The 12,718-nt window shown below is 58.9% G+C and carries 11 protein-coding genes and 1 pseudogene; 3 read left to right on the top strand and 9 right to left on the bottom strand.

What is annotated here, in order from left to right; all coding sequences use genetic code 11:
- Window positions 1–474: pseudogene (locus tag B3M52_RS00275) on the top strand (tRNA (adenosine(37)-N6)-threonylcarbamoyltransferase complex transferase subunit TsaD); the annotation flags it as partial.
- On the opposite strand, the gene plsY reads toward B3M52_RS00275, so the two are convergent.
- Window positions 471–1,064, bottom strand: coding sequence for a glycerol-3-phosphate 1-O-acyltransferase PlsY (plsY, locus tag B3M52_RS00270; protein ID WP_075195714.1), 594 nt, complete (start codon window positions 1,062–1,064; stop codon window positions 471–473). The pseudogene B3M52_RS00275 and the gene plsY overlap by 4 nt on opposite strands.
- 159 nt (window positions 1,065–1,223) lie before the next feature.
- Here plsY and folB point away from each other — a divergent pair, with 159 nt between their 5' ends.
- Window positions 1,224–1,580 (top strand): dihydroneopterin aldolase, encoded by a 357-nt coding sequence (gene folB, locus B3M52_RS00265; protein ID WP_075195713.1) that lies wholly within the window; start codon window positions 1,224–1,226, stop codon window positions 1,578–1,580.
- Window positions 1,580–2,098 (top strand): 2-amino-4-hydroxy-6-hydroxymethyldihydropteridine diphosphokinase, encoded by a 519-nt coding sequence (gene folK / locus B3M52_RS00260; RefSeq protein ID WP_075195712.1) that lies wholly within the window; start codon window positions 1,580–1,582, stop codon window positions 2,096–2,098. Before folB ends, folK (B3M52_RS00260) begins: the two co-directional genes overlap by 1 nt.
- 7 nt (window positions 2,099–2,105) lie before the next feature.
- On the opposite strand, the gene pgi is transcribed toward folK (B3M52_RS00260), so the two are convergent.
- From pgi to B3M52_RS00220, 8 genes are all read right to left on the bottom strand, one after another.
- Window positions 2,106–3,770 (bottom strand): glucose-6-phosphate isomerase, encoded by a 1,665-nt coding sequence (gene pgi, locus B3M52_RS00255; protein WP_075195711.1) that lies wholly within the window; start codon window positions 3,768–3,770, stop codon window positions 2,106–2,108.
- A gap of 31 nt (window positions 3,771–3,801) precedes the next feature.
- Entirely contained in the window at window positions 3,802–4,650 is an 849-nt protein-coding gene (panC, locus tag B3M52_RS00250; RefSeq protein ID WP_036203225.1) for a pantoate--beta-alanine ligase, read from the bottom strand.
- Window positions 4,647–5,441, bottom strand: a complete 795-nt coding sequence (panB, locus tag B3M52_RS00245) for a 3-methyl-2-oxobutanoate hydroxymethyltransferase (protein WP_041332649.1) — start codon at window positions 5,439–5,441, stop codon at window positions 4,647–4,649. The genes panC and panB overlap by 4 nt, the downstream gene beginning before the upstream one ends.
- Window positions 5,442–5,559: 118 nt before the next feature.
- Complete coding sequence (folK, locus tag B3M52_RS00240; protein WP_036203230.1) at window positions 5,560–6,075, bottom strand: 2-amino-4-hydroxy-6-hydroxymethyldihydropteridine diphosphokinase; 516 nt, start codon at window positions 6,073–6,075, stop codon at window positions 5,560–5,562.
- A gap of 3 nt (window positions 6,076–6,078) precedes the next feature.
- On the bottom strand, window positions 6,079–7,422 hold the full coding sequence (gene pcnB / locus B3M52_RS00235; protein WP_041332651.1) for a polynucleotide adenylyltransferase PcnB: 1,344 nt from the start codon (window positions 7,420–7,422) through the stop codon (window positions 6,079–6,081).
- A gap of 744 nt (window positions 7,423–8,166) precedes the next feature.
- Window positions 8,167–9,573 carry a sigma-54-dependent transcriptional regulator gene (locus tag B3M52_RS00230; protein ID WP_075195710.1) on the bottom strand — a complete coding sequence of 469 codons (1,407 nt, stop codon included), beginning with the start codon at window positions 9,571–9,573 and terminating at the stop codon, window positions 8,167–8,169.
- A 7-nt stretch (window positions 9,574–9,580) separates the two neighbouring features.
- Complete coding sequence (locus B3M52_RS00225; RefSeq protein ID WP_075195709.1) at window positions 9,581–12,541, bottom strand: ATP-binding protein; 2,961 nt, start codon at window positions 12,539–12,541, stop codon at window positions 9,581–9,583.
- Entirely contained in the window at window positions 12,531–12,707 is a 177-nt protein-coding gene (locus B3M52_RS00220; protein WP_007153470.1) for a hypothetical protein, read from the bottom strand. The genes B3M52_RS00225 and B3M52_RS00220 overlap by 11 nt, the downstream gene beginning before the upstream one ends.
- Window positions 12,708–12,718: the final 11 nt, after the last annotated feature.

Genomic DNA, 12,718 nt, shown 5'->3' with positions numbered 1-12,718 from the left:
TATCGGTTCCCGCGCCCGATGACAGACCGGCCGGGGCTGGATTTCAGTTTTAGTGGCTTGAAGACGTTTACCCTCAATACGGTAACTGCGGCAGAACGTGCTGGGGGGCTGGATGACGAGACCCGAGCCGATATTGCCCTGGCCTTCGAGGCAGCGGTGGTGGATACACTGACCATCAAATGTCGCCGTGCCCTGGAGCAGACCGGTTGCAAGCGCTTGGTGATTGCCGGCGGCGTTAGCGCCAATAAGCGGTTGCGTGCCGGGCTTGAGAAAATGACTGAGAAACTTCGTGCCGCCGTGTTCTACGCACGCCCTGAGTTCTGTACGGATAATGGCGCCATGATTGCTTACGCGGGTTGTCAGCGTATGAACTCAGGCCAGCAGGATGGCGATCGAATTGTGGCAGTGCCGCGCTGGCCGATGAATACACTGCCACCGGTTGGCGAACCACGGACGAATGGGCTGGTGGACTAGAAGCCCGGTTCCCGGCCCTGGGCCATACGGATTAGATTGTTGCGGTGACGTACCACAATCAGGATGGCCAGCAGGCCGAACAGTGGCAGGGTGTCGGGTTCGATCAGGGCACTGATGATGGGGCCGCTGACAATGGCCACAATCGAAGCCAGCGCCGAAATTTTCCAGCGCCACATCACCAGGGCCCAGATGGCGGCGAGTAGAAGCGTGGTCGCTGGAGCCAGCGCAAGCCCGGCGCCCAGTGCCGTCGCCACGCCTTTTCCACCCTTGAATCGATAGAACAACGGAATCATGTGCCCGGTCACCGCGCACAGCGCCACAATGGCCTGGGAAAGGATGGTCAGGTCTGCCTGGTGGGCAAACCACACCGGAAGCCAGCCCTTGGCGGCATCCAGGAATAACGTCAGTGCCGCTGGCGGCCATCCGCCGGTACGGTAGACATTGGTGGCGCCGGGGTTCCCGGAGCCCTGGGCGCGTGGGTCTGGAAGATGCCAGGCGCGACAGACCGGCAGTGCAAACAGCATCGAGCCCGCCAGGTAGGCCAGGGCGCACAGTAGAACGGTCAGTACCGGGTCACTCAGATAGCTCATCGGTGGCGATCATTGGCAAAGTGAAAAAGACGCAAAGACGCGTACTGGTCATTTGTGAGAAAATGCCGGCCCCGCGACGAAGCAGGTCAGATTTTACACAGTATCCGCTGCCTGCGCGTTATTCAATCAGCAAAGAGTGTAAGCCCGGGAGTGCCTCCGTTGACAGATAGTGTACTGATCGAAGGTCTGGCCGTTGAGGCAATCATCGGCGTGTACGACTGGGAGCGGGAAGTCAGTCAGCGACTGTTGGTAGACCTGGAGATGGCCTGGGATAACAGGGCACCGGCGGCGTCGGATGATGTCAGTGATGCTCTGAACTACGCTTTGGTCAGTGAGCGGGTCTCAGACTACCTTGTCGAGGCTCGCCCCCAATTGCTGGAAACCGCTGCGGAAGGCATTGCCGGTTTGCTACAGAGTGAATTCAACGTGCGCTGGGTCAAGTTGACCCTTCGTAAGCCAGGCGCCGTTCCGGCTGCAGCAGCCGTGGGTGTAAGGATTGAACGGGGGAGCCTCTGATGGCGCGGGTGTATATCAGTATCGGTAGTAACATTGACCGCGAGCGCTATATCACTGCGGCGCTGGATGCACTGGCTGGCTGGTTTGACGAACCGCTTATCTCATCTGTCTACGAGAGCGAGTCGGTCGGTTTTGATGGCTCGCCCTTCTACAATCTGGTGGTGGGCGTCGATACCGACCTGAGCGTGGCCGAGCTGTCGGCCCGCTTCAAGCAACTTGAGGCGGACAATGGTCGACGGCGGGATGTGCCAAAGTTCAGTCCCCGAACACTGGACCTGGATATTCTCACCTACGATCACGAGGTGGGCCGGGTCGATGGTGTCGAGCTGCCCCGGGGCGAGATCCTGAAAAACGCCTTCGTGCTGTTGCCACTGGCGGAAATTGCGCCGACCGCCGTTCATCCGGTCTGCGGCGAGCGTTACCAGGCGCTGTGGCAGGCCTATGACCGTGACCAGAAATTGTGGCCGGTGGACTTTACCTGGCGGGGCCGGCGCATCTCGCAGGCCGCTGCCCGATAAAGGGACTTTACGCCCCGTGATGTGAGCGGTATATCTGGATCAGGCTGGCCGTTGAGCTGTCGATGGCCTCGTCGCCTTCGGCAGTATCGCCGGTCAGGCGGTCCAGTATGCCCTTGCCCATCTGTTTCCCCAGTTCCACGCCCCACTGATCGAACGAATCCACATCCCAGATAATGCCCTGCACAAAGGTACGGTGTTCATAGAGAGCGATCAGCGCGCCGACGGTTTCCGGCGTCGATTTCTCCATCAGCAGGGTATTGCTGGGTTTGTTGCCGGGAATCACCTTGTGAGGCGCCAGTTTGTCGATCTCTCCAGAGCTCATGCCTTCGGCTTTCAGTTCCGCTTTGGCTTCGTCCAGGGTCTTGCCGGACATCAGAGCTCGTGACTGGCTCAGGCAGTTGGCAAACAGCGTAACGTGGTGACTGGCGACCGGGTTGTGGGTCTCCAGAGGAATAATGAAGTCCGCCGGAATCAGGCGTGTGCCTTGATGCAGTAGTTGGTGGAAGGCGTGTTGGCCGTTGGCACCCACGCCGCCCCAGATCACCGGGCCGCTTTGGTAAGTTAGCGGCTCACCGCCCTGGGTCACGCTCTTGCCGTTACTTTCCATGTCCAGTTGTTGCAGGTGCGCGGGCAGGCTGCGGAGGTAATGGTCGTAGGGCAGGATGGTGTAGGTTTCCGCGCCCCAGAAGTTGTTGTACCAGACCCCCAGCATGGCTATGACCACAGGCAGGTTCTGCTCCAGTGGCGCAGTATGGAAATGTTGGTCCATGGCATTGGCGCCGGAGAGCAGGGCACGGAAATTCTCCATGCCGATGGTCAATGCCACGGGCAGGCCGATGGCGGACCACAGCGAGTAGCGTCCGCCCACCCAGTCCCACATGGGGAAGATGTTGTCTTCGGAGATGCCGAATTTAACGGCTTCCGGGGTATTGGCAGTAACCGCCACGAAGTGCTTCGCGATCTGATCCTCGCTGCCGCCGTTGTCCAGGAACCAGTCCCGGGCCACCTTGCTGTTCTCCAGGGTTTCCTGGGTACGGAAGGATTTCGACTGGATCAGGAAGAGGGTGGTTTCCGGGTTGACCCGGCGCAGTACCTCGGCTATTTGGGTGCCGTCGATGTTGGCGACGTAGTGGCCCTTCAACTGGCCATGCCAGTAAGGGCGTAGAGCTTCCGATACCAGTTTGGGGCCGAGGAAGGAGCCGCCAATGCCAATACTGACCACATCGGTAAAGGCCTTGCCGGTATGCCCCTGCCAGCGCTCGCTAAGCACGTCGTCTACGAACTGCGCCATGCGATTCAGCGTGCCTTCCACTTCCGGAGTGATGTCCGTGCCGTCAACGTGGATGGAAGCGCCGCTGGTGTCCCGCAGGGCGATGTGCAGCGCCGGGCGCTTTTCAGTGACGTTGATGTGGTCGCCACGAAACATGGCTTCGATTTGCTCCGGTACACCGCATTTCCTGGCCAATGCCATCAGCTTCGCCAGGGTGTCATCGGTCATGCGGTTGCGGGAGTAATCCAGCGACAGGCCGCCGCCGCGAATGAAAAAACGGCTGGCTCGGCCGGGATCGTCGCTGAAAAGCTCCCTCATGTGGGTGCTTTCCAGTTCCGCCTGATGTGTCTTCAGTGCCTGCCACTCGGGCCGGCTGGTGAGTGGTACAGAGCCCTGGGACATTGTGGAATCCTTTCTGTCAGTGAATGTCGGATCAGCGGGTGATCGACAGGTTGTCGATCAGTCGTGTGGTACCCAGAAACGCTGCCACCAGTAGAGTCAGTTCGGTATCGTCGGCGCTGGCCGGTTTCAGGGTCAGGCTGTTGGCGATGTTGAAGTAATCCGGGCGTAACCCCGCTTTACTGAGGGCATCGTTGGCCTCTTGGGACAGCACTGTGAAATCGGTCCGGCCTTCGTGAATCTGTTCTGCGGTGTTCTTCAGTGTCTGATAGAGAGTCGGTGCAATGGCGCGTTCGTCCTCGGTAAGGAACCCGTTGCGGGAGCTTTTCGCCAGACCGTCCTCTTCGCGAACGGTCGGGCCGCCGATGACTTCCACCGGTATCATCAGATCCTGGGTAAGTTTGCGAATGACTGCCAATTGTTGGTAATCCTTCTCGCCAAACACCGCGATATCCGGCTGAACCATATTGAACAGCATGGTGACGACCGTGGCTACGCCCTCAAAGTGTCCGGGCCGGCTGGCGCCGCAATGGCCCTCACTGACTTCCGGAACAATAATACGGGTGTGCCGGGCCAGTCCCTCGGGATAGATTTCTTCATTGGAGGGGGCGAACACCAGGGTGCTGCCTGCAGCCTCAAGCCGCTCCTGATCTTCAATCAGTGTGCGGGGATAGGTGTCCAGGTCTTCCGTAGCGCCGAACTGCATCGGGTTCACGAAGATGCTGGTCACGACGATGTCGGCTGCTTCACGGGCCTTTCTGACCAATGAAATATGCCCGTCATGCAGGTTGCCCATGGTGGGAACCAGCCCAATACGTTTTCCTTGCTGGCGATAGCTGCGCAGCATGGCACGGAGTTCTTTAAGCGTATGTACGGTTCTCATGCCTTGAACGTATGCTCCTCGGCGGGGAATGAGCGGTCGCGAACTGCGGCCACATAGGCTTCGATGGCACCTTTGATGGAGCCGGACTCCGCCAGGAAGTCCTTCACAAAGCGTGGTTTTCGGCCGGTGACCATGCCCAGCATATCGTGGACCACCAGTACCTGACCGTCGGTGTCTGCGCCGGCACCAATGCCGATCACCGGCGCTTGTACGGCCTGGGTGATCCTGGCTGCCAGCGGCGCAGGTACGCATTCCAGCAGGATGGCATCGGCGCCCGCGGCCACCAGTTCACAGGCGTGTTCAATCATAAGCTCGGCGTGCTTTTCGTCCCGGCCCTGGACCTTGTAGCCGCCAAACTTGTTGACGAACTGCGGGGTCAGGCCCAGATGGGCGCATACCGGCACGCCGCGTTCGCTCAGGGCGTGAATGGTGTCCTTCATCCAGTCGGTGCCTTCCAGCTTGACCATGTGAGCACCGGCGCGCATCAGCTCGGCGGCGTTCTCCAGGGCGGCCTCGGTGGTACCGTAGGTCATGAACGGCATGTCGGCCATGATCAGCGAGCCCCGGTTGCCTTTGGCTACGGACGACACGTGGTACACCATCTGATCCATGGTCACGGGGAGTGTGCTGTCGTGCCCCTGAAGCACCATGCCAAGAGAGTCGCCAATCAGGATAACATCAACGCCGGCCTCACTGACGATTTGAGCAAAGGTGGCATCGTAGGATGTCAGAACGGAGAAAGCTTCGCCCTTCTGCTTGTAATCGCGCAGAGTATTGATGGTAACAGCCATAGAATCCTTGCCTTGTGGGTGGATGGGCCAGACCGGGCCGGGTGTATGCCGGCATCCAGGCCTTTAGGGTAATCCGGGGGTGTGTTTGTGGCAATAGCCGCACGCCAAGCCGTTGGTCTCAGCCGGGCGGGAAAGGTGCCCGTTCCACCGGATTGAGTTTTTGCAGGTTGTTGTCAGGGCATTGTTGTCGCAGTTGCGCGATGGTGCGGCCGTCTGGCAGTGCCAGTCCGGGCTCCAGGTCCAGTAACGGCTGCAAGACAAAGTCGCGGTTGGCGAGTTCGGCGTGGGGTACGGTCAGGCGTTCGCTGGCGATGGTTTCATTGCCATAGAGGAGCAGGTCCAGATCCAGGGTTCTCGGCCCCCAGTGCTGTATGCGTTCGCGGCCATGAGCCTGTTCAATGGCCTGTAGCTGGTCGAGCAGTTCCAGGGCGGAAAGTTCCGTGCGTAACCAGGCTGCGCCGTTTACGAAATCGGGCTGGTCCTGCGGGCCCACCGGCTTACTGCGATAAAAAGGGGACTGGGCCACCAGTTCAGTTTCCGACAGCGCAGCCAGCCGGGCCACGGCACCGGCCAGTTGCGCGGAAGGGTCAGCCTGATTGCTGCCGAGCCCGATAAAAACATCCGTGGCCGTCATTGGTCAGGCCTTTTTTGCGGGCTTCTTGCGGCGGCGTTTCTTGGGGCCGTCACTGCCCAGTTGTGTCAACATACGTTCCTGGCCGCGCTCGTCCGTTTCCTGGAATTCCGTCCACCACTGGCCCAGTCCGGGTTCGATTTCGCCCGAGGCTTCCCTTACCAGCAGGAAGTCATAGGCGGCCCGGAAGCGGGGGTGGGACATGGTGGCGAATGCGCGCTTACCCTGGCGACGTGGCAGGCGCATCTGCAGTTCCCAGATCTCCTTCATCGGGCCGGAGAAGCGCTTGGGGATCGAGGTGGCCTGAACCTGTCGGCCGATCACCTTGGCGATGGCCATGTGCAATGCCGGTTGTACCGGCTCCCCATTATCCTGGCGTTTCCGCCATTCCGCCTGCAGGGCTGGCCAGAGCATGGCCGCAAACAGGAAGTAGGGCGTTACTGACTTGCCCTGAGCGATGCGGGCATCGGTATTTCGCAGGGCCTTGCGGATCAGTTCATCCGGCTCGCCGTTGTTGATGGCCTGCACCGTCTCCGGGAACAAAGGCGCCAGCAGGTTGTATTCGCTGAGCAGGTCGTAAGTGGCTTCACCGAAACCTGCGGAGAACAGCTTAAGCACTTCTTCGAACAGGCGAGCTGGCGGAATGTGCGTGAGCAGTGGTGCCAGTTCCCGGATCGGGGCTTCGGTGTCGGGTTCGATATCGAAGCCCAGCTTGGCGGCGAAGCGTACGGCGCGGAGCATACGTACCGGGTCTTCCCGGTAGCGGGTTTCCGGGTCACCAATCAGGCGCATCTGACGGTTTTCCAGGTCTTCAATGCCGTTTGCGAAATCCACCACGGTGAAGTCGCGGATGCAGTAATAGAGGGCATTCACGGTGAAGTCCCTGCGCAAGGCGTCTTCTTCCAGATTGCCGTAGACGTTATCCCGCAGCAGCAGGCCATGCTCGCTGGTTCTGCGGTCATCGTCGTCGTCATCTTCCTGCGCTTCTGCCGCATTTCCGCGAAAGGTGGTGACCTCAATGACTTCCCGGCCGAACAGGACGTGAACAATGCGGAAGCGCCGGCCAATCAGCCTGGAGTTGCGGAACAGGTCATGCACCTCTTCCGGCGTGGCGTTGGTGGCGATATCAAAATCCTTGGGTTTGCCGCCAAGCAGTATGTCGCGAACACCACCGCCCACCAGATACGCTTCGTAACCGGCATTGTTCAGCCGGCTGAGCACTTTCTTGGCGGGCTCGCTGATGAATGAGCGGGAGACGTTATGCTGGTCCCGGGGTATATCCTGACGTTGATAGGTTCGGGCTTTTTTCTTCCCGTTTCCTGACACGTATGACAATAGTCGTTTAAGCATTGAATTCCGTTATTGCGCTGAGCAAAAGCGAGAGTTTAACGGTTTGGACGGGATTTGCACACGTTTGGCGACACAAGCTGGTGAAAACAACCAAAGGAAGGGCGTAAATGGTCGGTTTGAAAAATGGTTGGGCCAGATAATCAAAAGGCGGATTCGTTTACACGAACCCGCCCTGAAAGCGTTGACGATCTGCATTGTTTTTGTTTTTACCGGGATTTTTCTTCGTTTTTCTACCCCACTGTCAATCCCCAAGTTCAGGGATTCCAGGAGTGCAAACGGAAAGCTTTGAATACACAGAGCAGTCAGAGACATCGGGCAAGTCATTGGGTAAATGCAGTGCCGCCTGGAAGACGATTCTTCTCTACATCTACAACTCGCACGTGCCGTGGGACCACTAAAAAGCAAAGTACCCAAAACACTCAGTTCGCTCACGTTCTGTTTTTGTTTTTGTTACCGAACGTCTTCTACAGCTTTTTGTTCTTGTTGTTGGCGCTGCGTTGTCACTGTTGTTTTTGTTGTTGTGCGCCCTATAGACTGCAGTCCGTGTGCCAGTTTTTGAAAACTGTTTATTAACAGTAGGTTAGTATTATCGGTCTATTTGAGAAGGTGGATCGTAAGACTTAAGTGTTACTGAGGTCGCGTTTTTTAGATCTGGGGTGTTACCGTCAGGAACACTGGGTAACAACTGAGCTCAGGTTCACACTTTCCCGGTAACAATGCTTGTTGAGGGGTACCGGAAAAGTATCAGTTCCCCGAACTTTTCTTTCGTGGGATGCCCAGGCGTTGCCGCCTCTCCCACAGAGATTTACGGCTGATCCCCAGCTTTTGGGCCAGCTCGGTTTCACTCATGCGATCCTGGTTTTCCAGCACAAAGTGTTGGAAATAATCCTCAAGGGAGAGATCACTGGTGGCCTCGGCTTCCCGGGAGGGCGCCTGCTCGTTGTTGCCGTCCACCAGGGTTTCGGGAATGCTGACATCGCCACCTTCACCGTCCAGATCCAGCAGTGACGGGGTGATCAGGTCGTTGTCGCAGAGGATGGTGGCGCGCTCGATGGCATTTTCCAGCTCCCTGACGTTGCCGGGCCAGCGGTGTCGTTCCAGCGCGCGCATGGCCTCTGGTGTCAGGTTCAGGCCGGGTTTGTTCATTTTCTCGCCCTGGCGTTGCAGGAATCGCTGGGCCAGGCCAAGAATATCCGACTGTCTCTCCCGCAGCGGCGGTATGCGAACCTGCATGACGTTCAGTCGGTAAAACAGGTCTTCGCGGAACCCACCCGTCCGTGTCATAGCCTTCAGGTTACGGTGAGTGGCAGCAATCATTCGCACATCCACCTGGCGGCTCTGGGTGGAGCCCACCTTGCGAATCTCGCCTTCCTGCAACACTCGTAGCAGACGGGCCTGGGCCTCGGCGGGCAATTCGCCGATTTCGTCCAGGAACAGGCTGCCGCCGTCGGCCGCTTCGATCAGGCCGGTCCGGGCCGATACCGCCCCGGTAAATGACCCCTTTTCATGACCGAACAGCTCTGACTCGATCAGACTTTCCGGGATGGCGGCGCAGTTTACGGAAATAAGCGGTCTGGCGGCCCGGGGGCTCATCAGGTGAAGCGCACGAGCAGCCAGTTCTTTGCCAGTCCCGGATTCGCCCTGGATCAGCACCGTGGTTTCCGTCGGTGCCACCTTGCGTATCAGGGTGAACACCTTCTGCATGGCATCGCAGTGACCGAACATAATGCTGGCCGGGTCGCTGTCCGGTGCACCCGCATCTGCCTGCTCCGATGATGGCTGAGCAGAGGGTGAAGTCTGGGGTTTTCTGGCGAGAATGCCCTCTACGGCTTCCAGCATTTCATCGTGGTCGAAGGGTTTGGCAATGTACTCCACGGCACCCATCTTCATTGAATCCACGGCAGAGCGGAGACTGGCGTAGCTGGTCATGATCAATACCGGGGTGTCCGGTGCGCGCCGTATCAGCTCCGTCCCGGCTGCGCCGGGCAGCCGAAGATCGGAGATGATCAGGTCGAAATCGCTGGGGTCGTGGTTGTCTTCGGCTTCTTCCACGGAGCCGGCGTCGGCAACCTCATAACCGGCGTGCTGGAGCAGCTTGCGAACCGCTGAACGGATAATCTCTTCGTCTTCTACAATCAGAATGCGAGGCATAACGCGTTTACGACCCTTCGTTCTGGCTGGTGGTGATTCCGGTGTCCGGCTCGTAGGCCGGCAACCTCATGCGCACACAGGTTCCCCGGCTGGAGTTATCGCCAGCTGGGCTGTCCACTTGAATGTTGCCGTAGTGTTCTTCGATGATGCTGTACACCAGTGACAGGCCCAGGCCTGTTCCCTTATTGGGGGCCTTGGTGGTGTAAAAAGGCTCGAAGATATGGTCCAACTGATCTTTCGGTATGCCGGACCCTTCGTCGGTGACCTCGATAATAGCGGAGTAGCCGTCGCGGTTTCCACTGATACGCACTTCTCCACCAATGGGCGAGGCGTCCCGGGCGTTCGCCAGCAGGTTGATAAACACCTGCACCAGCCGTTGTTCATCCCCCAGGATGGTCAGCTCATCCGGGCATTCATTACGGTAATGAATGCCCATGCCCTTGTCACTGAGGGAGAGCAGGTTGATGGATTCGTTTACGCAGCGCTGTATATCCACCGGCTCGTAGCGGTTGGCGTGAGCATGGTTTCCGGTACGGGCAAAGTTCATCAGCGACTGCAGGATGGTGGAAATCCTCCGGGTTTGCTGCTGTATCTGATCCGCCGTGGACAGAATGTCCGGGTCGTCGGTTTCCAGCTTCAGGTTCTGGGCCAGGGAGGAGATGCCAGTGACCGGGTTACCGATTTCGTGGGCGACACCGGCGGCCAGTCGGCCTACGGAGGCCAGCCGCTCGCTGTGCATCAGTTCGTCTTCCAGCAGGCGGGTTTCCGTCTGGTCTTCCACCAGGATGATGCTGCCACCTTCGGTGTGATCGGGGCCACTCAAGGCTGCCTTGTGCAGATTGAGCCAGTGGGGGCGGCCTTTCAGGTCCAGGCGGTGTTTGTACCGGTGCAGGTCCTCACCGCTGTTGAAGTCGTCCAGCAGCAGATGCCAGTGCTCGGGCAGGGCCATCAGTCGGGCACCGACCACGTCGTCAGCCGTGATGCCGGTGAGGGCTTCCATGGCGTTGTTCCACATGAGTATCTCGCCGTCGTCACCCACAGAGCAGGCGGGAATGGGGAGGTTCTGAAGGGTTTGACGGTAATGGCGCCGCAGGTTGTCGAGTTCCCCAGCCAGCCCGGTCAGGCGGTTCTGGTAATCCCCCAGGGCTCGTTCGACATAGCGTATATCCTGTGCGGTGCCGCCGCTGGCCATGGGTTTGTAGCCCAGGTGCCGTTTGACCAGATCACGGGCGACGGCGGGGCCCAGCAATCCTGAAAGGTTTACTTCCACGCGGTCGCGCAAGCGCCGAAGTTGATAAGGCCGATATTCAACGTTGGGTAGTTTGAGCTGGGTAAGGGCTTTTTCGACTTCCCGTCTTGCAACTCCCAGCCCCAACGGAACCGCGAGCTGGCGGGTGAAGTCCGCGGATGAGGTTGCCAGCAACTCCCTGCGCTGGGGGCGGGAAAGTGCGCCCAGGGAGCAAGCCTGGGCAGCTCCGGTTTCTTCGGCGGAACTGGTGCTCAGTACTGAAATCAGGGTGAATATGGTGACATTCACCGTCAGGCTAACGAAGGTGAAGATGTGCCAGTTGCTGTAGTCCGGCACTAGGGGAGCCCCGATGAAATCCAGCAGGTTGGCGGTATGGGAGAACGGCAACACCAGGGTAACCACCCAAATGACCAGGCCGGAGATCAGTCCGGCGATCAGGCCACGGCGATTGCCTTCGGGCCAATAGATCACACCGAGGGCACCGGGAAGCAACTGAAGCATGCCTGATAGTGAAATGGCACCAAGGATCGACAGGTCCAGGTTCTTACCCAGGGTTTCATGGAACAGCAGCGCGGTGAAGATGATGGCGGCGATGAGCAGGCGCTTGACCCACTTCAGCCAGTGGTAGATGTCACCGTGGTCCTTGGGGGTCCGTAATGGAAGCACCGCGTGGTTCAGTACCATGCCCGCCAGTGCCAGGGTGCTGACGATCATCAGGCCGCTGGCGGCGGACAGGCCGGCAATGTACATCATCAATGTCAGCGCTGGACTGCCGAGGGCCTGGGCGGTGCCGATGGCGTAGAAGTTCGGTCCCGTGGTGGCGGCCAGCGCCTGGCCCCCCCAGAGAATCAGAGGGATCGGCAGGCCGAGCAGCAGCAGGTAAAGGGGCAATCCCCAGCTCGCCTTTGCAAGGGCCTTGGGCGACGGATTCTCACTGAACGTCATGTGGTACATGTGGGGAAGCACCAGGGCGCCGGCGAAAGACATCAGCATCAAGGCACGCCAACTGCCGTCGTCAATGCTCATGGTCATAGTGCTCACCGGGGTGCTCTGGTCCGCCAACCAGGTTTCCAGCCCCGACATGCCATCGAATACGCCAAACAGGATGACTCCACCAAGGGTCAGCAGGGAAAAGAGTTTCACCAGGGAGTCAAAGGCAATGGCTAAAACCAGGCCCTGGTGATTCTCGGAACCCTGACTGCGACGGGTGCCGAACAGCATGGCAAACAAAACCACGATAATGCTGAAAAGCACACTGATGAGTTGGGGCGACGTGTCCGGCGCTAACAGGCTGGCAGACGTGGATACCGCCTGGATCTGCATGCTCAGCAGGGCCAGTATGGCGGTGCCGGAACAGATGGTCACCAGCGTGCCCGCCCACTGGCTTCGATACCGGTAGGCGAACAGGTCGGCAAGAGAAGTGAGCTGATAGGCGCGGCCAATCCGCATCACCGGGTTGAGCAGAACCGGCGCCAGCAGAAAGGCACCGCTGATGCCCAGGTAGTAGGCCAGGAAGCCAAACCCAGATTCAGCGGCCATGCCTACCGCGGCGTATACGGCCCAGATGCCGGCGTAGACGCCAAGACTAAGCGTGTAGACAAGGGGGTGTCTGATCCAGCTGCGGGGCAGCGCGCCTTTTTCGGTCACCCACGCAATACCGAAGAGCAGGACCAGGTATAACAGGCTGGCCAGTAATAGGCTGGGTGCGCTAAAACTCATTGGGATCCCGTCGCCATTCCAGCCAGAAGCCGATGGCAATCAGGCCGGCCCAGATTACGTAGGGGCTGTACCAGGCATTCCCAGGTGACGTCCACCAGTCAAGAATGTTGGGAGAGAATATGTAGATGGCCAGAACCAGAAGGAAGACCAGACGGTAGATATACATCAGGCATGATA

The sequence above is a fragment of the Marinobacter sp. UBA2688 genome (assembly GCF_002352785.1).
In the GTDB taxonomy this organism is placed as follows: domain Bacteria; phylum Pseudomonadota; class Gammaproteobacteria; order Pseudomonadales; family Oleiphilaceae; genus Marinobacter; species Marinobacter salarius.
Note: the sequence above shows the minus strand (reverse complement) of the source record. Positions and strands in the feature narration are given on the sequence as shown.